We start from the raw sequence: 22,252 nt of genomic DNA on the forward strand, positions 1-22,252 counted from the left end.
CGGGTGGGGCCGGGGGCCCTCCCCGCGGAACCGTGGCTTCTGCGCGATGCCGGAGCCGAAGACCTCGATCTCGTGGCTCGTTACGAGACGTGGCCGCGGGTGGCGACTCAGCGTGTTCCGCGGGGAGGACCCCCGGCCCCGCCCGGCCCTCTGTCTTCGGATCTCCCAGACGGACCACGCGCGTGAGCGAGCCGGAGTCGTTCGCCAGCGAGCTCCGCTGCATCGACTGCGGCATGGCCGCCGCGCTGGGCTACCGGCTGCAGTGCGCCTTCTGCGGCGGGCTGCTCGAGCTGGCCTACGACGAGACTGCCCTCGCCAGGCGCGGGCCGGGCGTCTTTTCCGGCACCGGCCTTTGGCGCTACGCGCCCGTCCTGCCCATCGCCGACCCCGCGCACCGGTTGACGCTCGGCGAGGGCCAGACGCCGTTGCTCGAGTGCCCGGCGCTCGCCCGCCATCTGGGGGTGCGGCGGCTTCTCGTGAAGTTCGAGGGACCGAACCCCACGGGCACCGTGAAGGACCGCTCCTCGACCACGGCCGTCGCCGCGGCGCTGCAGTTCGGGTTCGGCGCGACGTCCGTCGTGAGCAGCGGCAATGCGGGCTCCTCCGTCGCCGCCTACTCGGCGCGGGCGGGGCTGCGCTCGCTGGTCTTCGCCTACGAGAAGGCCTCGGCGCCCAAGCTCCTGCACATGGCCGCCACGGCCACCGACCTCGTCATCTACCAGGGCGTCTACGACGACCTCATCACGATCTGGGACCGGCTCGTGGAGGACCGCCTCTTCTTCGACTGCGGGGCCTCGCGCAACGCCTACAAGCACGAGGGCAAGAAGACCATCGCCTACGAGATCGCCGAGCAGCGGGGCTGGCAGGTGCCCGACGTGGTCGTCGCGCCCGTGGCCGTGGGCGAGACGTTCATTGCCGCCCACCGTGGCTTCTGCGAGATGGAGCGGCTGGGCTGGATCGCGCGTCGGCCGCTGATGGTGGCCGCTCAAGCCACGCGCGCCAACGCCGTCGCCTCCGCCTGGCGCGAGCAACGCGCGCTCCAGCCGCTCAAGATCGGCTACACGGTGGCGGAGGGGCTCGCCGCGGGGAACCCCGGGCGCAAGGGCGAGTGGGTGCTTCGGATCCTCCGCGAGACGGGCGGTGTGGCTGGCGATGCCGAGGACGAGGAGATCCTCCGCGCCCAGGCGCTGCTGGCGCGGACCGAGGGCATCTGGGCGGGACCCACCGGGGTCGCCACCCTTGCGGTGCTCGAGCGCCTGCTGGCGGAGAAGGCCGTGGACCCCGACGCCGCGATCTGCGTCATCGTGAGCGAGACGGGGCTCAAGACCGAAGCTCCGCCGCCGAGCCGTCAAGGCACCGCCTTCGACGAGGCGTCGCTGAGGCGCCTCGTCCGCGATCGCCTCGGCAGGGCGAGCTGAGCCGTGCCGCACGGCGAGGCGAGCGGATAAGGGAATTCCCCGAGCGGAGCGAGGCCGGCGAGCTGAGCCCTGCCTCACGGCGAGGCAGGCAAGCTCAATTCGCGGCGCCAGGAATCCCCCAGCGGCGCGGACGCGTCGAAACGGGCGTGGGGCGCGGCTGCGCGCCTCCTGGAGCCGCCGCAGGACTTACTGGCCGGCACGCAGACTTTTCGTGCCCCGGCGCAGCCGGCAGCCTTGTTCGGCCGCGAGTTCGTGTGGCGAAAGATCTCCGCCCGGGCGCGATTCAGGCACGCGGCTTGCTCCGGGATAGGCGGCTGTCCAGCGCGCAGGCCGAATCGTCCCCGGGGAGGCCAGAAGAGATGACACGCGGAACTGCTCTCTCTGTCGCGCTGGCGGCACTGGTGACGCTCGCCGGAACGCCCGGGGCCCACGCCGGACCCGTGACCGACCAGCTCAGGCTCCACATCGACCGCGTCGTCCAGACACTCGAGGACCCCACCCTGAAGGGCCCGGCCAAGGCTCTGGAGCGGCGTCGGGCGCTACGTCAAGCAACCGACGGCATCTTTCACTGGGCGGAGATGGCCCGGCGCACCCTCGGCGGGCACTGGGAGGAGCGCTCCGAGACGGAGCGCGCGGAGTTCACCGCGCTCTTCCGCGACCTGATCGAGCGCGCGTATCTCGTCAAGATCGAGCGGTACAGCGGCGAGGCGATCCGGTACGAGGGTGAGTCCGCAGAGGGCGAGCGGAGGCTGGTCCGCACCCGGCTGCTGACGCGGCAAGGTCAGGAGGTCGCCATCGACTATCTGATGGCCCGCGACAGCCAGCGCTGGATGATCCACGACGTGGTCGTCGAGGGCGTCGGCCTCACCGCCAACTACCGCGCCCAGTTCGACGGGATCATCCGGACCTCCTCCTACGCGGAGCTGGTCCGGAAGATGCGGAGCCGCGCCTCCTGACCGGCGGAGCGGCTGGCGCGAGCGCGAGCCGCCGCGCCGCCAGCCGCGCCATCCGCGGGTCCTGCTCCACCCCGATCCACGCGCGGCCGGACTCCCGCGCGACGAGCGCGACCGTGCCGGCGCCCAGGAAGGGGTCGAGCACAGGGCCCCGCTTCCGGCTCCGCTCGAGCGCCGTGCGGATCACGGGGTCGGGCGTGGCGTCCCACAGGCTTTCGCGATGCGAGGGCGGGAGCGGAAGCATCCAGCAGAGCGTGGCCGAGTCGGGCCGCACCGCCCGGCCGGCCTTGCGGAAGCGCAGCACGTGGTTGAGGCGGTTGTCCCAGCGCTCCCGCGAGCACACCTGCGCCCAGCAGCCCATGGACTGGAGGCGCCAGCCCGTCCGCCGCAGCCACCCGGCGACGATGCCGTCGAGCCCCAGCCACTCCACCCCGTCGTGGCGATCGCCGATCACGAGCCACAGGTCGCCATCGGGGGCCAGCACGCGCCGCCATTCCGCACCGAACTCCACCGCGAGCCTGCGCGCCCATGCCCCGGCGGAGGCCCTGCCCCGGCCCCGCACCCAGTAGGGGGGCGAGGTGAAGATCACCCCGACGCTGCCGGTGGCAATGCCATCAAGGCGGCGGCTGTCCCCCACGAGGAGACAGCCCCGCCCGTCGCCGCTCTCGAAACGCGGCCTCACCGCCCGCGGTCCAGCCGCTTGCACTCGTTGACCACGCGCTCGGCCAGCCGGATGGGCTCGGGCACCCGCAGCCGGCTCGCCGCGAGGACGCAGGCGATCGCGCGCGCCAGGCCGATGCGGTGGCCCGGCGAGACGTAGATGGGACGCACGCCGTCGCGCGTCCTGAGGACCGCGCCCACCGTCCGTCCCTCGATGGTGAGCGGCGTCCAGTCCCCGCGCCGCGGCCCCGGGTCGTCGTGCTCGCCCACCAGCCGTGACTTGGCACAGCCCACGCTCGGCAGGTCGAGGAGCACTCCCACGTGCGACGCGAGCCCGCACCCACGCGGATGCGCGATCCCCTGCCCGTCGAAGAGGCAGACGTCGGGTTGCCGCGTCAGGCGGGCGAAGGCCTCGAGGAGCAGCGGGCCCTCGCGGAAGGAGAGGTAGCCGGGGATGTACGGGAAGCGCGGCCGGTGCGAGGCCGTCGCCGTCTCGACGACGGCGCCGTCGGGGAGTGACACGAGGACCACCGCGGCCCAGGCGCGCGAGCCGTCGCCGCGGTAGGCGAGGTCGGCGCCGGCCACGAGGCGCCACCGTCGGGGCCCGCCCGTCGTGCGCACCCGCGAGCGCAGCCGCTCCTGGATGGCGCGCGCCACGGCGAGCGTGGGCACCCGGCGGACAGGGATCACGGTGGAACCCGGATTCACAGCGGGTATGGCACCAGCTCCTCGGCGATCTCCACGATCCCGGTGAACCGGGAACGAGCCTCCTCCGCCAGGGCCTCCGCGTCGTCGTGATGGATCGGATCCATGTGGGTCAGGAGGAGGCGGTGGACACCTGCCAGCGCCGCGATCTCGCCGGCCTCGGCCGCCGTCGAGTGAACGCCGAGGCGCTCGCCGGCGCGCTGCGAGAAGGTCGCCTCGTGGATCAGCGTGTGGGCACCGCGGGACAAGGCCACCACCGCGTCACAGGGCTCGGTGTCCGAGGAGTAGACGACGGAACCGCGCCCGTGCACGTCGAAGCGCAGCGCCAGGTTCGGCATGCTGCCGTGGGCGTTGGGCGATGCCGTGATGGCGAAGGAGGCGGAGGTCGCCACGAGGGCCCCCTCGCGGGGCGGCACCGGCTCCCACGCCAGGGGAAACATCCCAGGCCGCTCCAGGAGACCGAACACGCCGAGGAGGGCGCGGAGAGGCTCGGCGTGCTCCTGGCGGCACGCGATGGCCAGCGGGGCCGCGCGCTTCATGAGCAGCAGATTCTGGATCAGCGACGGCAAGCCATAGGCGTGGTCGGGATGGATATGGGTGATGATCACTCGCTCGAGCCGCGCGGGCGTCGTCCCGGCCAGGAGGAGCTTCTGCACCGGACTGCCCCCGCAATCCACGAGCACGACCTCGGGGTGCCCCACGAAGACCAGGGAGGTCGTGTCCCGGCGCAGGGAGGGCACGGCCCCCGAGGTTCCGAGGAAGGCGAAGTGCACGGACCGTTCAGGCGGCGGGGCGGGCGCGCCTGAGCATGAGCGGCACTGCCGCGAGGGCCACGGCCACGCCCAGCAGACTCACCAGCTGGGCCACGCGCAGCGGCCCCAGCATCAGGGGATCCGTGCGGATGGCCTCGGTGAAGAAGCGCCCCGCGGAGTAGAGGCCGAGATAGGTGAGGAAGAGGGCGCCCGGCGCGCGCGCCACGCGGTCGCGGAGGAGCCAGGCGAGGAGGGCAAAGACGGCCAGATCCCAGAGGGACTCGTAGAGGAAGGCGGGGTGGAAGAACTCGCTCTGGGCGTAGACCAGCGGGCGGTGCGGAGGCGAGATGTACAGCTTCCAGGGCAGGCTGGTCGGCGTGCCGAAGGCCTCCTCGTTGAAGAAGTTGCCCCAGCGGCCGATGGCCTGCCCGAGGGCGAGGCTCGGCGCCACGATGTCCGTGTAGACGCGCAAGGGCAGCCGGCGCCGCCACGCATAGCCGCCGCCGACCAGGAGCCCGCCGAGGAGCCCGCCGTGGATGGCGAGCCCCCCTTCCCAGACCGCGAGGATCTTGGCCGGGAACTGGGCGTAGTAGTCCAGGTTGAAGGCGACGTAGTAGAGCCGGGCGCCGACCAGGGCGCCGAGCAGAGCGAGCTCCGCGGCCTTGAGCAGGCTCTCGGGATCCTGCCCGCGGCGCCTCGCGTCCCGGTAGGCGAGCCAGAGCCCCAGCGCCATGGCCGTGGCCATCAGCAGCCCGTACCAGCGAATCGTGAGGGGACCGAGCTGCAGCGCGACGGGACCGGGGGACCTGAACATCAGCGCGAGGCCTCTCGGCGGAGGCGAATGGGCATCACTCGAAGTCCGTCACATCCAGCAGCGGTTCCGGTCGCCCGTTGACGTCACCGCCCTCTTATACGGCGGGACGCTTTGGCTGTCAAATCATTGACACTCTTCGTGCGCCTTCGTATCATCGAGGGGAAGCCTTCGCCCCCGATGTGCGCCACAGAAAAGGAGCCCTGAGTGCCGGGAAACGGAAGCCTGAACTCCAGCGTCATCGAGCTCGTCCTCAACGCCGGTCCCGTCGCGAAGTTCGTGCTCCTGCTCCTCGGCGTCTTTTCCATCGTCTGCTGGGCCCTCGTGGTCGAGAAGTGGTGGGAGTTCCGGAAGATCCGCAGGGAGTCGGCGCGCTTTCTGAAGGTCTTCCGCGAGGGGCGCCGGCTGTCGGCCATCTTCGGCGCCGCCAAAAAGCACCGCGAGAGCCCGCTGGCCCAGCTCTACATCGCGGGCTGCCAGGAGGCCGGTGGAGCCCTCGGTGGCGCGGAGCTGCTCGACCACGTGATCGAGGAAGCCGAGGAGGGAATCCCGGCTGAGCGCGTGGACGCCATCCAGCGGGCCATGCGGCGAGCGGGCTCGGGCGAGGTCTCCCGCATGGAGCGCTACCTGCCCTTCCTCGCCACGACGGCGAGCGCCGCGCCCTTCATCGGGCTCTTCGGCACGGTCTGGGGCGTGATGAGCGCGTTCCACGGCATCGGGCAGCAGGGCTCGGCGAGCCTGGCCGTGGTGGCACCTGGCATCTCCGAGGCGCTCATCGCCACGGCGGCGGGCCTCGGCGCCGCCATCCCCGCGGTCATGGCCTACAATTACTTCGTCAATCAGGTGAAGCGCTGGGCGACTGAGATGGAGGGCTTCACCCTGGATCTCCTCAACCTGTTCGCCCGCCCGGCCCCGAAGCCGGCGCGGATCGTGAAGGATGGCCATTAAGGTCGACTCGTCGGAGTACGGTGCCGGCGGAGCCCGGATCGGCGCCACGCTGTCCGAGATCAACATCATCCCGCTGGTGGACGTGATCCTGGTCCTCCTCCTCATCTTCATGCTCACCGCGCCGCTCATGCACCGCGGGATCGACGTCGCGCTGCCGAAGAGCGCGGCCAAGCCCACGGCGGTGGAGGAGCGGGTGGTCCTGACGCTCACCAAGGACCGTACCGTGTTCGTCAACGACAAGCCGGTCCCCCTGGCGGGCCTCGAGCCGAGGCTGCGCGACGTACTCAAGAGCCGGGCTGACAAGACGATCTACCTCAAGGCGGACCAGGGGCTCCAGTACGGTTTCGTGGTCGAGACGATGGACCGCGTGCGCCGGGCCGGAGTCGAGAAACTCGGCATGGTAACCGAACCGGCGAGGGAACGCTGATCTCCACCGGCGCGGCCGGAGGGGTTCCGATGCGGTACCCGTTTCGGGTGGCGCCGGTCAAACCCGGTCCCGCCCTCCGCAGCCGGCGAGTGCCGTACCTGGCCATCACCGTGTCCACCATCGGCCACGGACTCGCCGCCGCAGCGCTGTTCGTCTGGGTGATCTGGGGGGTCGGGAGCAGCCAGAAGGTCTACGTGGTCAACCTCGTCCCCGCGGTGGCGGCGGTGGGATCTCCCTCCGGGGCCACCACGCCGGCGCTGCCGCCGCGCCCGGCCACGCCGGCGCCGTCGCGCTCCACCCTGCCCGAGCCCGAGCCGCGGGAGGCGCGGGCGCGCGAGCCGGTCAAGCTCCCCGACAGCCCCGCCGTGGCGCCGCGGCTGCCCTCACGCCCAGCCGCGTTGCCACGTCCGGGCCAGAGGGAATTGCCGCCCCTCGGCGCGCCCGAGGTGCGCCGCTCCCCTGCGCCGCCCATCGCCGCCAGGGCCGGAGAGACCCCGGCCGAGGCGCGTCCGGCGCCGCCTCCGCCCCTCGGCAAGACCACGGGCTCGGTCACTGGCACGGGCGCCCTCACGCTGGACGTCTCCGACTTCCCTCATGCGTGGTACCTCCGGGTAGTGCTCGGCAAGGTCGAGGAGCGGTGGCAGAGGCAGGGGCAGACCAGCGAGCCGGCGCAGAAGCCGCTCGTCTTCGTGGAGATCCAGCGTGACGGCTCCATCCGGCCCCCGACGATCGAGAAGAGCTCGGGCAATGCCTTCTACGATCAGGCCGCGCTGCGCGCCATCGCGGATGCGAGCCCCTTCCCCCCCCTTCCCCAGGAGTGGAGCAAGCCTTCGCTGCGCGTGATGTTCCGCTTCGAGCTCCGACCGGGGCGCGGCTGAGCGTGCGCGAGGTGCGGGCACTCCTGGCCCTCGCGGCCGCGGTCCTGACGGTCGCGGCCAGCCTCCTCGCCTCGCCGCCGCCGGCGCGCTCGCAGGCCCCCGACGTGCTGCTCAACGTCATGGCGAGCGGCGCCAAGCGGCTCAACATCTTCATCCCTGACTTCACCGTGGTCGCGGGGGCGGATCCTGGCGTCCTCGCCAAGCGGGTCCCCGAGGTGGTCGGCGCCGATCTCAGGTTCTCGGCGCTGTTCAGCGTGGTCTCCGATCCCGCCCCGCTGCCGGTGGGCGATGCCGAGGCGCTGCGCCAGCGGTGGTCCGGCGCCGCGGCCGCGGGCGCCCATGCGGCACTGCACGGGCTCCTGAGCCTCGGCGGCACCCGCGCGACGGCCGAGATGAGGCTCTACGACCTGACCTCGCCCGAGCTGCGCCTCATCGCCACGAAGAAGGTCGAGATGCCGGTGGCGGAGGCGCGCCGGCTGGCCCACAAGATCGCCGACGAGGTGGTCTTCCAGTTCACGGGGGAGCCGGGCATCGCGGACACCAGGATCGCCTACGTGGCCGGGCGCCCTGGAGCGAAGGAGCTCTACCTGGTGGACTACGACGGCGCCGGGCCGCACCCGCTCACGGCCAACCGCTCCGTCAACCTGTCCCCCGCGTGGAGCCCCGACAGCCGTTCCGTGGCCTTCACGTCCTACCTGGGCGGCTACCCCTATCTCTACCGGCTTTTCGCCTTCGAGCGCCGCCCGGTGCAGCTCCTCGCGGGCTACCTCGGCATCAACATCTCGCCGGCGTGGAGTCCCGACGGCCGCTCGGTGGCGCTCACGCTGTCGAAGGACGGCAACCCGGAGATCTATGTCCTCACCGTCGCCACGGGTGCCTTCCGCCGGCTGACCACGCACAGCGGGATCGACACCGAGCCGAGCTGGTCACCCACGGGGCGGGAGATCGCCTTCACCTCGGACCGCGCCGGGAGGGCGCAGATCTTCGTCATGGACGCGGAGGGCACCAATGTGAGGCGCCTGACCGGCGGCGGCTTCAACACCCAGCCGCGCTGGTCGCCGAGGGGAGACACGATCGTCTACACCTCGCGCCAGGGCAACCACGATCTCTGGGCCGTGAGCCCTGACGGCTCCAATGTCCGCCGGCTCACGGCGGGCCCCGGAGACAACGAGAGCGCCTCCTGGGCCCCCAATGGTCGCCATCTGGCGTTCCACTCGAGCCGCCTTCGCGGCTCGAGCATCTTCACCATGCTGGCCGACGGCTCCGAGCCGCAGCCCGTGCCCACTCAAGGGGGTGAGGCTACAAGTCCTGCTTGGTCTCCCCGCCTTCCGTGATAAGATTGCCGGGGATTTTTGGCGTGTTCACCGGATGTAGACAAGGAGGAGTGGACATCATGCCGCAACGACGGGGTCACATGGTCCTGGTCCTGCCCCTGCTGATCCTCACCCTGTTCCTCGTGGGATGCCCGAAGCGGCCGGCCACCACCGCGGCCACGGCTCCCCCTCCCACCGCGCCGGCGGCTCGTCCCGCCCCGGCGGCACCAGCGCCGTCCGCTGTCGCGCCGGCTCGTCCCGCCCCGGCGGCACCAGGGCCGTCCGCTGTCGCGCCGGCTCGTCCCGCCCCGGCGGCACCAGCGACGCCGCCCAGGCCCGCCGAGTTCGCCGAGACCCCGAACCTCAAGGACATCCACTTCGCCTTCGACAAGTACGACATCAGGCCGGAGGACGCGAAGATCCTCGACAGCAACGCGGCATGGCTCAAGCGGGAGGCGAGCAGCCTGGTGCTGATCGAGGGGCACTGTGACGAGCGCGGCACCAACGAGTACAATCTCGCGCTCGGCGAGCGCCGCGCGAAGGCCACCATGAACTACCTCGTGTCCCAGGGAATCCAGGCCAGCCGGATCACCATCATCTCGTATGGCGAGGAACGGCCCAGCTGCTCGGAGAAGAACGAGGCGTGCTGGTCGAAGAATCGCCGCTCCCACTTCCTGGTGAAGGCCCGATAGCGCGCCAGGAGCGAGCGGTGGCCCTGATGTTGCAGCCGTGGAAGGGGAGCCTCGGGCTCCCCTTCGTTGCGTGGGCGGGGCTCCCTGCGCTGGCTCTGCTGGCGGTGGGATGCGCCGACCTCACCGGGGACGGGCTGCATCAGGACGTGGCCCAGCTCCGCCAGGAAGTGAACGCCCTCACCCTCGCGGTTCACCGCGCGCGAGGCGACGCGGAGGCGGTGACGGGCCAGATCGATCGCCGCACCCGGGAGGAGGCGGCGGAGAGCAAGCGCCAGCTGGGGGCTCTGTCGGGCCGGCTCGACGCGCTGGGCACCGAGGTCGCCGGGGCAGCCGCCCGCCTCGAGGAGATCTCCCAGCGGCTCGAGTCGCTGAGTCGCCAGCTCGCTGCCCGACCCGCCGCTCCGCCGACTCCGGCGGTGCCTCAACTCGCCGCGCCCGCGGCGGTCCCGGGACCGCGGGTGTCGGGCGGCGAGCCCACCGCCGAGCAGGCGTACCAGGCGGCCTATCTCGACTTCACCAAGGGCAACTTCCCGCTGGCCCTCTCGGGCTTCCGCGAGTTCGTGCGGCGCTTCCCGGACTCTCCGCTCGCGGACAAGGCGCAGTACTGGGTCGGCGAGTCCTATTTCAGCCTGGCGCGCGCCAGCGCCGGAGCCGGCCAGAAGGAGAAGGCGGCGCGGGAGCTGCAGCAGGCGGTGCAGGAGTTCCGGAAGGTCGTGTTGAACTACCCACGAGGTGAGAAGGTGCCGACGGCCATCTACAAGGAGGCGCTGGCACTGATCGAGCTGAGGCAGCCCAGGGTCGCCCGCCTGCGGCTACAGTACCTCCTCGAGAACTTCCCCCAGTCCGAGGAAGCCCCGCTGGCCAGGGAGCGCCTGGCCGCGCTCAGCGGGTAGTAGCCCCGGTCTGCCCTTCGATCTGGGAAGCGAAGACCCAGATCACGGTCACGTCGCGGTCAGGGGTGTGGTAGACCATGACGCTGCCGTCAGGGTCGGCCGTGCTCACGTCCTGCACCACCACAGGATCCGCCCACGCCGCCGGGAGCTCGCCCTCCCGGCCGGGCCAGAGGGAGAAGGTCAGGAGCGAGGCGGCCAGCGCGGCCGTCACCGTGGCCAGCCGTGGGTGCCCCCAGATGGGCTTCCAGAGCGGCAGCCACCAGACCTCCGCCACGGGGCGCGGCGGCTCGCTCGCGATGCGGCGGCGAACCGCCGGCCAGAAGCCGGACCACTCCGGCTCCTCGACCCCGATGGCCTCCGCGCTGACAAGGCGGCGAAGGGCGCTGAGGCGCTCCACCGTGGCCTGGCAGGCGCTGCAGCGCCCGACATGGCCAGAGACCGCGCGCGCGGCACGGCCTTGGAGGGCGCCGTCCGCATGGGCCTCGAGACGGGACCGGTACCAGAGACAGCCGAGGGTGGGCATCACCGACAGTGTACCTCGCTATCTCAGACGGTCAGCCGCCCTTGCATATTCCCGCCCCCGCAACTAAGGTCAGGGGAAGCGGCACGGGGCGTGGGCCTTCCGCTGGGCCCGGCGTGATCAGGGGCGCTCCCGGGGGAGGCGCTCCGGCGTCGCGGTACCCGCCGAGAGGATGATGCGGATGCCCTCCTCGATGGTGAGCCCGGTCGTGAGTGCCTCGCCCCTCGGCACCAGGATCACGTCGCCGAGGTAGAGGTTGTTGGTGGGCACGAATACCGTCACCATCGCCCGCTCGCCCTCGGGACCGTTCACGAGCACCTCGGAGGTCACGAAGCCGAAGACGAACTCACCCTTGCGAGGGTGCTCGGCCAGCACCACTTCCTTGAACGAGCTGCGCTTGGCCGGCGAGAAGGACTCGAGCAGCTCCTTGATGGTCGGGTAGATGTGGCGGAAGATCGGGACGCGCGTGAGCAGCCCCTCCACACGGATGAGGATGCGCCGCCCGACCACGTTGGTGGCCACGGTTCCCACGACGAAGATGAGCACCACGGCCGTGAGGAAGCCGAGCCCTGGGATGCGCCTGCCGAACATGCGCGCGTACCCGGGCGAGAAGAAGTCGTCGATCGCGTCCCAGAACAGGTAGAGGAGCGACGAAGTGGCGATGACGGGAACGGTGACGAAGAAGCCGGTGATGAACCGGACCTTGGCCCACTTGCGGAAGCTGCCGGCCATCTCCGCCTGATGACACCACAGGGGTCCGGGCAAGTCAAGGAACTGACCGGCACCGTGGCGCTCGTCACGGGCGGCGCCGTGCGCGTGGGCCGCGCCATCGCCCTCGGCCTGGCACGCCAGGGCGCCGACGTCGCGATCGGCTACCACCGATCGGCACCGGCGGCCCGCGCGACGGTCGCGGAGCTGCATGCCCTCGGGGTGCAGGCGGCGGCCCTGCGTGCCGACATCGCCAGGCCCGCCGAGGCCCGGCGCCTCGTGACGGACGCAGCGCGGCAGCTGGGTCGGCTCGACCTGCTCGTCAACAACGCGGCCGTCTTCGTGCGGACGCCCTTCGCCGACACCACGCCGGCCCAGTGGGAGCGGCTCCTCGGGGTGAACCTCAGGGGGGCGTTCTTCTGCGCTCAGGCGGCGGCCCGCGCGATGGGGCGCCGGGGCGGGCGCATCGTCAACATCGCGGATGTGGGCGCGGTGCGCGGCTGGCCGGCCTACATCCCCTACGGCGTGTCCAAGGCAGGCCTCCTGATGCTCACGAAGGGGCTGGCGGCGGCGCTGGCGCCGCGGATCCAGGTCAACGCGGTGGGCCCGGGCGTCGTGCTCCTCCCCGAGGGCGTGCGGGCAGGGCCCCGGGAGCGGCTCACCGCCCGCATCCCGATGCGCCGCCGCGGCCATCCAGACGACGTGGCGGCGGCCGTCTGCTTCTTCGCCACCTGCCCTGGCTACATCACCGGCCAGGTCCTCTTCGTGGACGGCGGCGCCACCGCGATCTGACAGCAGATGCGGGCGCCGCGCCTCAGCCGCGGAGCCTGAGCGCGCCAGGGCACACGGAGACCTCGAACGGCACGCCGCCCCAGGGCTCGCCGTCGAGCTCGAGCGGCACCGCCTCCGGGCTGTCGACGGCGACGGTGTGAGTCCGACGCATCCGGACCTTTGGGTTTCTCAGGTGCCCGCCCCAGTAGCGGGTCTCGGCGTGATCGAAGCGGAGGCCCTGGCGAGTCAGCCGGTCGCGGAGGGCGGGCCAGAGGCCGCCGGTGCGGCCTCCTCCGGCCGAGGGGTTGACGATGACGAGCGGAAGCGCGCCTATCTGGGCCCCGCCAGAATCAGCCGGCGCCCATGACGCGCAGGAACTCCGCCACCGATGAGAAGCGCATCAGCGGGTTGTGGCGTTTCTCGTCGCCGATCGTCGTGGCCGAGCCGCCGTAGTTGTGGCCAGGCAGCACCACCGTCGCGTCTGGCAGCGCCCCCAGCCGCTGGGTGAGCGAGTAGTACATCTCTTTCGGATCGCTCCCGGGCAGGTCCGTCCGCCCACAGGAACGGATGAACAGTGTGTCGCCGGAGATGAGCCGCCCGTCCACGAGGAAGCACTGCGATCCGGGTGTGTGCCCCGGCGTGTGGACGAAGGTGAGCGTGAAGCGGCCCACCGGCAGCGTGTCGCCAGCGTCCACCTTCACGAGGTCCGAGCCGAAGCCCTTGAGGAACTCGCGCTCCGACCGGTGCACGTATACCTTCACAGCGGCCTTGGCCAGCAGTTGCTCGACGCCCGGGATATCGTGGCCGAAGAGATGGCCTCCCACGTGGTCCTGGTGGGTGTGGGTCACGAGCACGCCCGCGAGCCGCATGTCGTCGGCCTGCATCCGGTCGAGGACGGCGTCGATCTCCCAGGCCGGATCCACCGCCACGCATTCGCGCGTGACGGGGTCTCCGACCAGGTAGACGAAGTTCTGCATGGGGCCGAGCTCCATCTGCTTGAGGTAGAGAGTGTCGCTCATGCCCTCATCCTACCATCCCCCGGAGGCTCAGGGTGCCCAGTAGCCCTCCACCCAGACCGGCTGGTACTGACCTGTCTGGGTCACCTGGGGCGTGTAGTGGCTCTCCACCCACACGCCCTCAGCCGTGTAGAATCCCGGCACATAGAGGTAGGAGGTGGAGAACCGGGGCACCCAGTGGTAGCTCCAGTATCCGGGCACCCAGCGGGGATAGACGGGCGCCACGTAGCTCGGGGCGTAGTAGTAGTTCCTCGGGACGACGATGACCCTGTGGCGGGGATCCTTGACGATCCCCCTCGTGTGACGCCGTCGGTGCTCGTGGCGCCAGCCCGGCGGCGGGCCAGGCCGGTGCCCGCTTCCCTCGATGATCTTGACCCCGTCTGCCGGGGCCGGCGTCGGAGCCATGCTCACGGCCGGCAGCAGCGCCGCGGCGACGAGAAGGGCTCCTGATCTCGCGTGCTTGAGCATGGGGCACCTCCACTTCTCGGAAGCCTCCGGAGCTGGGAACCCGGAGCCCCCGATCGAGGTTCCGATCAGCCCGGGATGTCTGACGGGGCCTTGCGGAGGTCGCGGGCCAGCTTGCTGTCTATGACGTAGATGACGGGGGATGTCTTCACGCGAGCGTAGGTGCGCTCGCCCTCCTCCTTCCCCAGGAGGAGCGTGGCGATCTCGGCGCCGCTTGCCCCGGAGAGCGTCACCTCGAGCTCGGGCCGGCCCAGCCCGTAGCGCGCAGCATCATCTCCCTTGGCGGAGGCAATCTCTTTCCAGCGGAGCGCCTTGAGCGCCAGCAGGAGATCCGAGACACGCGCCTCCTTCGCCGCCCCCTTCGACGGCTCCAGCGCCTTCCACTCCCCCTCGCCCTTCCGTTCCACCAGGAGCGACTTGCCGCCGCCCGCCACCCGCGCCCGCTTGACGTCGGCGAGCTCGAAGGCCGGCAGGAGGCTCTTGTCCCGCAGGTCGGAGCTGGTGCGGGCGAGGTCCTCGAGCACCTTGCCCTCCACGAGCATCACCGGCCCCTGCCCGGCCACCGCAGCGACGGCGGCCGGGCGCCCGCCGCGGACCTCGCGCGAGGCGGCCAGGAGCAGCACCTTGGGCTCCTTCGCCCCGTCCTCCCAGAGGCGCACCGTCACATCCGGCCTGGCGAGATAGCGAGGGATCTCCTTCGCCTCCTCGGCCAGGAAGCCGCTGGCGCGCAGGTCACGGATCCGCCAGAGGAGGCTGTTGACCGCGCCGGGGTCGGCCTTGAGCGGCTCGGGGCTCGTGAGCTTCCACTGGCTGCCCTCTCGCTCGATGGTGACCCGGTCCCCGGCGTGCTCCAGCGAGACCTTCGCCACCTTGTCGTACGCGTAGGCGACCACGACCTTGTCGCGCAGGACGCCCACCGTCTTGGGCACGGCCGTCCACAGCTCCTCACCCACCAGGAGGACGCCCGGCTCGCCCTGCCGCATCACGTAGACGCCCTTCTTGTCCTTGTCCTGCCGGCCGAGGAGAAGTGTCCTCGAGGACCGCTCCTTGTCCTTCCCGAGCCAGAGCGTGACGGTCGCGGGTCGGTCCAGCCCGTAGGGGCGGAGCGACTTCGGCGCCTCGTCCACGAACTCCTTGGCGCGGGCCCCGCCCAGCTTGTCCAGGAAGTCGGCCATCAGGTCGGCGTCGGCCTTGAGGGCCCGCGGCTTGGTGATCTGCCACTGGCCGGCGTCCCGGGCCTCCACGGTCATGCGGTCGCCGGCCACTTCGAGCTCCACGGCGGTCAGCTTCTGTCGCTCGAAGGAGAGAACCGTCTTGTCGCGCAGGTCGGCGACGGGACGGGCCACGTCGCGGCCCACGATCTCCGACAGGGCGAGCACCGCGGGCTTGCTCGCCTGCTTGCCGTACACCCAGGCCCCGGTCGGGCTCTTGCCGCCGACCAGCAGCACGAGCGGCTCGGAGCGCCCCTTGACCTCGAGAGTGACCTGGGCCTCGGGCGGCTCGATTCCGAACTCGCCGAGCTTGCCGGGGTCCGAATCGATCTCCCGGTCCACCCGGATCGTCGCGAGCGTGGTCACCAGCCCGTCCACGGTGCTCCGGTCGCCGCGGGTCTTCACGGGCTCGAGCATCTCCCAGCCCGCGTCCCCCGCGCGCTTGAGCTTGACCGTGTCGGCCTTGCGCTTGAGCGTGAGCGCCTCGATGTCCTTGGGCTCCACCTGCCAGAGGCGCCCCTTGGCGCTCTCCGCCTTCTCGCGGGCCGGTGCCAGCCTGTAGGTGTCGTAGTAGTAGAAGCCGCCGAGGCCGGCGGCGAGCAGGACCAGGACGACGAGGGATTTCCAGTTCATGGCCCGAGCCGCCGGACTACCTGGAGCGGCGCCGGCGAACGACGGTGACGATCCCGCAGACCATCACGGCCCCTGGCAGCACGATGACCGGCAGCCACAGAACGGCCTGGGACTGCGAGGAGGTCAGGATGATGGGGATCTGGCGGACATCCTTCGCGCGCACCGAGATCAGGTCCTCTTCCTCGGCCAGCCAGGAGACGACGTTGAGGAAGAAGTCGCGGTTGCCCTGGGTCCCGAGGAACTGGTTGGAGGCCAGGTTGGCGGTGCCGACCACGACGAGGCGGGCCCGCGCGGGCCTGGGCTCCTCGGCCGCGCCCCCCGTCGGCGCCGCGGGCGTGGGACCAGCCTTGGCGTCCGGCTGTGTCTCGATGGTCGCGACGGCGGCCACCGGGAGCGGCCCCTTCCGGTCCTGGGGATCGGGCTTGGCCTCGCCGCGCTGCAGCGCTGTCTTGTCGGTCTCCCCCCAGGACTGGGCGCTCGAGTGCGCGAGGGTCTGCACTTGCACACCCTTCGGCGGCGTCTTCGCCGCGGCGACCGAGCGGGTGAGCGGGAACAGGGTCATGACGCCGCCCAGGTCCCGCGTGATCGGGTGGCTGTCATACTGGTTGACGACGGGGACCTCGGGACCCACGCCGAAGAGCCGGCCGATAGGATTCATCTCGACGACGAGGTCGTCGCCGAGGTCGAAGCCGTACTTCGCGAGGTACGTCCGCAGCCCCTCCGCCTGGAAGGGCGCGGCCATGAAGAAGACCTTGCCGCCGCGGCCGATGTAGCCGTCCAGGGCCTCCAGCTCCTGCGGGAAGAGATCGGTGCGCGGCCCCGGGACCAGGAGCAGGGCCGCGTCCTGCGGGATCTTCGGATCGCGGGCGAGGACCAGCTCCTTGACCTCGTAGTTGGCCTTCTCCATCTGTTCCCTGGCCTGGCTGAGCCCCGGGCGATCGCCGCTGGCGATGTCGGCCTCCCCGTGCCCCTTGACGACATAGACCACGCGCTTGCCGTCCCGGGTGACCTTCACGAGGCCGTTGGTGAGTTTCTCCTCCTCGGCGTCCAGGACCTTCTCCGACTTGGCCTGCCCCTTGCCGCCGCGCTCCAGCACGACGGTGCCGTAGGTCTCGACCCCGTACCGGCGCGCCAGCCCAGGTGCCCGGTCGGGGTCTTCCATGCGCCAGGTGAACTTCCCGCCGGAGTAGGCCGCATACTGCTTGAACAGATCCTCGGCGGTACGCTTGCCCGGGGTGTCCGAGCGGAAGAAGGCGATGGCCTCCACCGGCAGCTTGAGTGTTTGCAGCACCTTGATGGTCTGGGGCGACACGCTGTGACGCTTGTTCTCGGTGAGGTCCCAGCGCGCGCTGTGCTTGATGGACAGGGCATTGGCGACCACGACGATGCCGAGCGCCAGCAGCACCATGGCGCCCAGCCCCGCGCCGTAGCGGGCGGAGCGGTGGCCGAGGGCGCGGCCCACCTGCCCGGCGTTGAGGGCGAGGGAAAGCAGCAGCAACGCCGCCCCCGCGATCACGAGGGCCCACCGGAGCCGCTCGAGCCCCGGCACGAACAGGGCCGCCCCGCCCGCCCCGAGGAGGCAGAGGACGGCGACGGTTGCGGCCCAGCGACGCAGGACGCTCATGCCGTCATCCGTTCCACCGCTTGGCTTCCAGGGAGCGGAGCGCCAGGAAGAGGGCCAAGGCCGTGGCCGTCAGGTAGTACACGACGTCTTTCGTGTCAAGCACGCCCTTGCTGAAGCTGTCCATGTGGTCGGTGATCGCCACGTACTGCAGCACGGTCCTGAGGGTGCCGCCCGCGAAGTCCGCCCCCCAGCCGACGACCCACAGCGCGAGCAGGATGCCGAAGGTCGCGAACCCGGCGACGATCTGGTTTTCGGTCATCGACGACAGCAGGAGGCCGATGGAGAGGAAGGTCCCGCCCAGCAGCAGGAGCCCGAGGTAGCCGGTGAGGACCGCCCCCCACTCCACCCGCGCGAAGTGCGCCACCATGCCCGGATAGAGGAGGGTCAGGACCAGCAGGAGCACGTAGAGCCCGCCCGCGGCCAGGAACTTGCCCAGGAGGACCTCCCCGTCGCGAACCGGGTAGGTCAGGAGCAGCTCGATGGTGCCGGAGCGCTTCTCCTCCGCGAAGAGGCGCATGGTGATCATCGGCATGAAGAACAGGAGGACCACGCTCATGTTGGAGAAGAGCGGCCGCAGGATCGCCTCGGTGGGGTTCAGGCTCTGGCCCATCTGCGGCTGCATGGCCGCCTGCATGGAGGACATGTTGTAGAAGAAGAGGATCTGGGTGAAGAACCAGCCCGAGATCACCAGGAAGAATGTGCCGACGACATAGGCGACGGGCGAGCCGAAGTACAGCCGCATCTCCTTCTTGAACACGGGCCACCAGCGCATCACGGGGCCTCGGCGGGGGCCGCGGGGGCCTCCACGCTCTCGGCGGGCCCGGTGGTCTCCTCGCCCGCCACCACGCGGATGAAGACCTCCTCGAGGCTCATGCCCACCTGGTGCAGCTCGAGGAGGGGCCAGCCGCGGCTCGTGACGAGCTGGACCAGGTCGCCCCGGACATCACGTCCGCGGGGTGACTCCACGACGAAGGCGGCCACCCCGTCCCGCGTCTCCCGCTTCTCCACGCCGAGCACCCCGGGTACGGCGAGGAGCTCTCGCTCCAGGGTCTCCGCCGGGACAGCCACCCCGATGGCCACGCGGGAGGTCGGAAAGACCTGCTCCACCAGCTGATCCTCGGTGCCCTGGGCGACGATGCGGCCGCGGTTGATGATGATGACGCCGTCGCAGACCATGGAGACTTCCGGGAGGATGTGGGTGGACAGGATCACGGTGTGCTGCCCCGCCAGTGAGCGGATGAGGTGGCGGATCTCGGCGATCTGCCTCGGGTCCAGGCCGATGGTGGGCTCGTCCAGGATCAGCACCTCCGGATCGCCCAGCAGCGCCTGCGCCAGCCCGACGCGCTGCCGATAGCCCTTGGACAGGCGGCCGATGAGCCGGCGCTGCATGTCCGTGATGAAGCAGCGCTCCATCACCTCGGCGACCCGGGCCCGCCGCTCTCGCCGGGGGACTCCCTTGAGCTCCGCGACGAAGCCGAGATATGCCGCCACGGGGAGCTCGGGGTAGAGGGGGGCGTTCTCCGGCAAGTAGCCGATGCGGCGGCGTACCTCCATGGACTGAGAGAACACGTCGAACCCCGCGATGCGCACCGTCCCGCCGCTGGCCGGCATGAAGCACGACAGGATCTTCATGGTCGTGGACTTCCCGGCGCCGTTGGGGCCGAGGAAGCCGACGATCTTCCCCTTCTCGACGCCGAAGGAGACGTCCTCGACGGCCAGGACAGGGCCGTAGCGCTTCGTCAACCGGTCCACCTGGATCATGATCTCTGTGCGCTCTCCGCCGTAACCGGCGGTAAGTATAACACAGGGATCACGACCCGGGTCTTGGCGGGGACTCCCCGGGCGTGAGAACATGAGAGAGGAGCCATGAGCCGGAGCGCCCTGTCGAGCCTGCGGTCACGTCTCCTCCTGCTGGTGCTGCTGGCCTTCCTGCCGGCTCTGGCGCTCATCCTCGTCACGGCCTGGGAGCAACGGCAGCTCGCGGCGGCGGGGGCGGAGGAGGACGTCCTGCGGCTGGCCCGGCTCGCCGCCGCCGAGCCGGAGCGCGTCATCGAGGGCGCGCGCTCCCTCCTCACCGGTCTGGCGCAGCTCCCCGACGTCCAGGCACCCGCCGCGCAGGCGTGCAGCGCGCAGGCCGCCGCCATCCACCGGCGCTTCCCGATCTACACGAACCTCGGTGCCATCAGCGCGGCCGGGGACGTCTTCTGTAGCGCGGTCCCGCTTCGCGGCCCGGTCAGCGTGGCGGACCGCGGCTACGTCCGCCGCACCCTCGAGACGCGCGACTTCGTCGTGAGCGGGTACGTGGTGGACCGGGTCAGCGGCAGGCCGAGCCTCGCCCTGACCTCTCCCGCGGTGGATCCCGCGGGCACCCTGCGGGCGGTGGTCTTCGTGGGACTGGATCTCGCGTGGCTCCCCCAGCTCGTGAAGACCGCGCAGCTGCCGACGGGTTCTTCCTACCTCGTCTCGGACGCGGCCGGGCTCGTGCTGGCCCGCCATCCCGATAGCAGCGGGCTCCTCGGCCAGTCGGTGCCCGAGGCCCCGCTCCTTCAGGCGATCCGCCGCCAGGAGGGGGAAGGCAAGGCGCAGGTCACCGGCACGGACGGCGTCCGCCGCTTCGTCGCCTGGACGCCCCTGCGCGGGCTGCCGCCCGCGGACCGCCTGTACGTGAGCGTCGGCATCTCGAGGGACGCGGCGTTCGTGGAGGCCAATCGGGTGCTGCTGCGCAACCTGCTCTCGCTGGCGCTCGTCGGGGCGGTGGCGCTGGCCGTCGCCGCCCTCGGAGGCCACCTGATCGTCTTCCGCCGCCTGCGGACGCTGGTGCGGGCGGCCGAGCTCGTGAGCGCGGGCGATCTCGGCGCGCGGGCCCGGGTGGAGGGCACCGACGAGATCGCCGTGCTCGGGCGCTCCTTCGACGCGATGGCCGAGCGCCTGGCGGCCATGGTGAAGGGTGAGCAGGAAGCCAAGGAGGATCTCGAGGAGCGCGTGAGCGAGCTGGACCTGCTCAACCGCCTCGGCGAGCTACTCCAGGCGTGTCTCACGCTGGAAGAGGCCTATGCCGTCATCGAGCGCGTGCTGAAGGATCTCTTCCGCTTCGAGAGCGGCGCGGTCTTCGCGTGCAGCGCCTCGCGCAGCCTCATCGAGGCGGTGGCCCGCTGGGGCGCCGCCGCCGGCGGGGGCGGGACCGTCTTCGCCATGGAGGAGTGCTGGGCGCTGCGCAGCGGGCGGCCCCACCTCGTCGCAGACACCGGCTCGGGCCCGCTCTGCACCCATCTGCCGACCCCGCTGCCGGCCGCCAGCATCTGCGTGCCGCTGGTGGCCCAGGGAGAGGCCCTGGGCCTCCTCTATGTGGGCACCGCGCCCCTCGGGACGCCGAACGGGCGGCCGCTCAGCGAGGCGCGGCGCCGGCTCGCGGAGGCGGTGGCCGAGCAGGTGGCGCTCGGGCTCGCCAACGTGAAGCTGCGCGAGGTCCTCCGGAGCCAGTCCATCCGCGACCCGCTCACGGGGCTCTTCAACCGCCGCTACATGGAGGAGACGCTGGAGCGCGAGGTCCGCCGTTCCCAGCGCGCGGGTCGGCCCATGGCCGTCATCATGGCCGACATCGACCACTTCAAGCAGATCAACGACAATTTCGACCACGACGCCGGCGACGCCATGCTGCGCGAGATGGGCGCCCTCCTTCAGCGCAACCTGCGGCGCGAGGACATCGCCTGCCGCTACGGGGGCGAGGAGTTCGTGCTGGTGCTGCACGACGCCTCGCTGGAGGACGCCGCCCGGCGGGCCGAGGACCTGCGCGACGGAGTGAAGCAGATGCGGGTCTCGGACCGGGGCCGCATCGTGGGGCCGGTGACGCTGTCGCTCGGCGTGGCGACCTTCCCCGAGCACGGCGTCACGGGCGAGGCGCTGCTCCATGCCGCGGATGCCGCCCTCTACCACGCCAAGCGCGAGGGCCGCGACCGCGTCACCACGGCCGAGCCGGCCACGGATCCCCGCCCCGGCGAGCGGTTCTGATCCCGCCCGCGGGCTCCCGGGACCTGCGCCCGCGGTACGGTGACGGGGGCCCACCGACGGGGCGACCGCTGCCGGAGAGTGTTCATGTCGGCTTGCATGAAGCGGCTGGCCGTGTCAAGCCGTGGTGTGTCGCTCCGTTGTGTCTCGGTCCCGCGTGTTCACCTCCATTGAGCAGGAAGTGGGCTCTGGTCTCGCGAAGTTCCGTCAGCCTTGTATCCGCGCTCGCCAAGAGCGAGGGACACTCGCCGGCGCACGAGGGGGTTCGAGGGGGTGGGGGCGCCATCCACGCAGCGGCCCTGCAGCAGCGGCCGGGCCAACATTCGCGCTCACCCACCCGTCGAACCTGCGAGAGGCCACGAGGCTCCGCTCCCGCACCATCACCGTGTACCGTCCGGTGTCCCTCACGCGGGAAGTGCGGCGACGGAGTGAGAATGCGCCGCCGGGGGGCGGGGCGCATCCAGCGTTTCATCCCGAGGAGCGCATAGAGGAGGCCGGCCAGACGGCGGGCCAGCGCGACCACGGCGACGGGCTTGCCCCGGCGGGCGGCGATGCGCAGGGCCCAGGTCCGGAGCGCCTCGCCGCAGGGGGCTGGCGGCGCAGCAGCGAGAGCGCGGCGTGAATGAGCACCCAGCGGGCGCGCCGTGGGGGACACGGTACCGATCATCGCCGACGGCGGCGTCAGGGACGACAAGGACCTGTTTCTGGCGCTCATCTGCGGGGCCTCCTCGGTGATGCTCGGCGACATGTTGTCGACGAAGTGGGTCCGCCCGCGACCGCCGAGATCCCGTGGAAGGCCTCGAGTCCGCTACAACGCGTCACGCACCTGAGAGAGCGAGTACTTGGCGA

Annotated in this window: 23 protein-coding genes; 11 read left to right on the top strand and 12 right to left on the bottom strand. The window is 71.2% G+C overall.

Annotated features, from left to right (window positions below; genetic code table 11):
- The first annotated feature begins 182 nt into the window (after positions 1 to 182).
- Positions 183 to 1,418 carry a threonine synthase gene (thrC, locus tag HYV93_06010; GenBank protein MBI2525519.1) on the top strand — a complete coding sequence of 412 codons (1,236 nt, stop codon included), beginning with the start codon at positions 183 to 185 and terminating at the stop codon, positions 1,416 to 1,418.
- Positions 1,419 to 1,777: 359 nt separating this feature from the next.
- A complete protein-coding gene (locus HYV93_06015) occupies positions 1,778 to 2,374 on the top strand; it encodes an ABC transporter substrate-binding protein (GenBank protein MBI2525520.1) in 597 nt (198 codons plus the stop codon).
- Here HYV93_06015 and HYV93_06020 read toward each other — a convergent pair.
- Genes HYV93_06020 through HYV93_06035 form a run of 4 tightly spaced genes read right to left on the bottom strand, consistent with a single transcriptional unit; the run spans position 2,316 to position 5,302 of the window.
- The gene (locus tag HYV93_06020) at positions 2,316 to 3,053 is read right to left on the bottom strand and encodes a site-specific DNA-methyltransferase (GenBank protein ID MBI2525521.1); all 738 of its coding nucleotides are present in this window, start codon (positions 3,051 to 3,053) and stop codon (positions 2,316 to 2,318) included. The two genes, HYV93_06015 and HYV93_06020, sit on opposite strands and share 59 nt — an antisense overlap.
- Positions 3,050 to 3,721 carry an endonuclease V gene (locus HYV93_06025; GenBank protein MBI2525522.1) on the bottom strand — a complete coding sequence of 224 codons (672 nt, stop codon included), beginning with the start codon at positions 3,719 to 3,721 and terminating at the stop codon, positions 3,050 to 3,052. The genes HYV93_06020 and HYV93_06025 overlap by 4 nt, the downstream gene beginning before the upstream one ends.
- 14 nt (positions 3,722 to 3,735) lie before the next feature.
- The gene (locus HYV93_06030; protein ID MBI2525523.1) at positions 3,736 to 4,509 is read right to left on the bottom strand and encodes an MBL fold metallo-hydrolase; all 774 of its coding nucleotides are present in this window, start codon (positions 4,507 to 4,509) and stop codon (positions 3,736 to 3,738) included.
- Between the two features lie 7 nt (positions 4,510 to 4,516).
- Entirely contained in the window at positions 4,517 to 5,302 is a 786-nt protein-coding gene (locus HYV93_06035) for a prolipoprotein diacylglyceryl transferase (GenBank protein MBI2525524.1), read from the bottom strand.
- A gap of 222 nt (positions 5,303 to 5,524) precedes the next feature.
- On the opposite strand from HYV93_06035, the gene tolQ reads away from it, so the two are divergent.
- From tolQ to HYV93_06065, 6 genes are read left to right on the top strand one after another with little or no spacing between them, the layout of a single operon-like run.
- Entirely contained in the window at positions 5,525 to 6,247 is a 723-nt protein-coding gene (gene tolQ, locus HYV93_06040; GenBank protein MBI2525525.1) for a protein TolQ, read from the top strand.
- Positions 6,237 to 6,674 (top strand): biopolymer transporter ExbD, encoded by a 438-nt coding sequence (locus HYV93_06045; protein ID MBI2525526.1) that lies wholly within the window; start codon positions 6,237 to 6,239, stop codon positions 6,672 to 6,674. Before tolQ ends, HYV93_06045 begins: the two co-directional genes overlap by 11 nt.
- A 29-nt stretch (positions 6,675 to 6,703) precedes the next feature.
- The gene (locus HYV93_06050) at positions 6,704 to 7,552 is read left to right on the top strand and encodes a TonB family protein (GenBank protein ID MBI2525527.1); all 849 of its coding nucleotides are present in this window, start codon (positions 6,704 to 6,706) and stop codon (positions 7,550 to 7,552) included.
- 2 nt (positions 7,553 to 7,554) lie between these two features.
- Positions 7,555 to 8,886 (top strand): Tol-Pal system beta propeller repeat protein TolB, encoded by a 1,332-nt coding sequence (gene tolB / locus HYV93_06055; GenBank protein MBI2525528.1) that lies wholly within the window; start codon positions 7,555 to 7,557, stop codon positions 8,884 to 8,886.
- Between the two features lie 59 nt (positions 8,887 to 8,945).
- Positions 8,946 to 9,557 carry a peptidoglycan-associated lipoprotein Pal gene (gene pal / locus HYV93_06060; protein ID MBI2525529.1) on the top strand — a complete coding sequence of 204 codons (612 nt, stop codon included), beginning with the start codon at positions 8,946 to 8,948 and terminating at the stop codon, positions 9,555 to 9,557.
- Between the two features lie 17 nt (positions 9,558 to 9,574).
- A complete protein-coding gene (locus HYV93_06065) occupies positions 9,575 to 10,450 on the top strand; it encodes a tetratricopeptide repeat protein (protein ID MBI2525530.1) in 876 nt (291 codons plus the stop codon).
- Here the strand turns inward: HYV93_06065 and HYV93_06070 are convergent.
- Both HYV93_06070 and HYV93_06075 read right to left on the bottom strand, forming a co-directional pair.
- A complete protein-coding gene (locus HYV93_06070; GenBank protein MBI2525531.1) occupies positions 10,440 to 10,973 on the bottom strand; it encodes a zf-HC2 domain-containing protein in 534 nt (177 codons plus the stop codon). The two genes, HYV93_06065 and HYV93_06070, sit on opposite strands and share 11 nt — an antisense overlap.
- 117 nt (positions 10,974 to 11,090) lie before the next feature.
- Positions 11,091 to 11,702, bottom strand: coding sequence for a DUF502 domain-containing protein (locus HYV93_06075; protein ID MBI2525532.1), 612 nt, complete (start codon positions 11,700 to 11,702; stop codon positions 11,091 to 11,093).
- A 9-nt stretch (positions 11,703 to 11,711) separates the two neighbouring features.
- On the opposite strand from HYV93_06075, the gene HYV93_06080 reads away from it, so the two are divergent.
- On the top strand, positions 11,712 to 12,470 hold the full coding sequence (locus HYV93_06080; GenBank protein MBI2525533.1) for an SDR family oxidoreductase: 759 nt from the start codon (positions 11,712 to 11,714) through the stop codon (positions 12,468 to 12,470).
- Positions 12,471 to 12,799: 329 nt separating this feature from the next.
- Here the strand turns inward: HYV93_06080 and HYV93_06085 are convergent, their stop codons facing one another.
- The 6 genes from HYV93_06085 to HYV93_06110 form a co-directional block, all read right to left on the bottom strand.
- Positions 12,800 to 13,468: an MBL fold metallo-hydrolase gene (locus tag HYV93_06085; protein ID MBI2525534.1), complete on the bottom strand. Its 669-nt coding sequence runs from the start codon at positions 13,466 to 13,468 to the stop codon at positions 12,800 to 12,802.
- A 27-nt stretch (positions 13,469 to 13,495) separates the two neighbouring features.
- Positions 13,496 to 13,933, bottom strand: a complete 438-nt coding sequence (locus tag HYV93_06090) for a hypothetical protein (GenBank protein ID MBI2525535.1) — start codon at positions 13,931 to 13,933, stop codon at positions 13,496 to 13,498.
- Positions 13,934 to 13,998: 65 nt separating this feature from the next.
- The gene (locus HYV93_06095; GenBank protein ID MBI2525536.1) at positions 13,999 to 15,774 is read right to left on the bottom strand and encodes a DUF4340 domain-containing protein; all 1,776 of its coding nucleotides are present in this window, start codon (positions 15,772 to 15,774) and stop codon (positions 13,999 to 14,001) included.
- Positions 15,775 to 15,790: 16 nt separating this feature from the next.
- A complete protein-coding gene (locus tag HYV93_06100; GenBank protein ID MBI2525537.1) occupies positions 15,791 to 17,398 on the bottom strand; it encodes a GldG family protein in 1,608 nt (535 codons plus the stop codon).
- Between the two features lie 4 nt (positions 17,399 to 17,402).
- The gene (locus tag HYV93_06105) at positions 17,403 to 18,170 is read right to left on the bottom strand and encodes an ABC transporter permease subunit (GenBank protein ID MBI2525538.1); all 768 of its coding nucleotides are present in this window, start codon (positions 18,168 to 18,170) and stop codon (positions 17,403 to 17,405) included.
- On the bottom strand, positions 18,170 to 19,159 hold the full coding sequence (locus tag HYV93_06110; protein MBI2525539.1) for an ATP-binding cassette domain-containing protein: 990 nt from the start codon (positions 19,157 to 19,159) through the stop codon (positions 18,170 to 18,172). The genes HYV93_06105 and HYV93_06110 overlap by 1 nt, the downstream gene beginning before the upstream one ends.
- Before the next feature lie 105 nt (positions 19,160 to 19,264).
- Between HYV93_06110 and HYV93_06115 the strand changes: the two genes are divergently transcribed.
- Together HYV93_06115 and HYV93_06120 are read left to right on the top strand one after the other, a co-directional pair.
- Complete coding sequence (locus HYV93_06115; GenBank protein MBI2525540.1) at positions 19,265 to 21,406, top strand: diguanylate cyclase; 2,142 nt, start codon at positions 19,265 to 19,267, stop codon at positions 21,404 to 21,406.
- A gap of 641 nt (positions 21,407 to 22,047) precedes the next feature.
- Entirely contained in the window at positions 22,048 to 22,233 is a 186-nt protein-coding gene (locus HYV93_06120; protein MBI2525541.1) for an IMP dehydrogenase, read from the top strand.
- Positions 22,234 to 22,252: the final 19 nt, after the last annotated feature.

Source organism: Candidatus Rokuibacteriota bacterium (genome assembly GCA_016188005.1).
Classification (GTDB): domain Bacteria; phylum Methylomirabilota; class Methylomirabilia; order Rokubacteriales; family CSP1-6; genus UBA12499.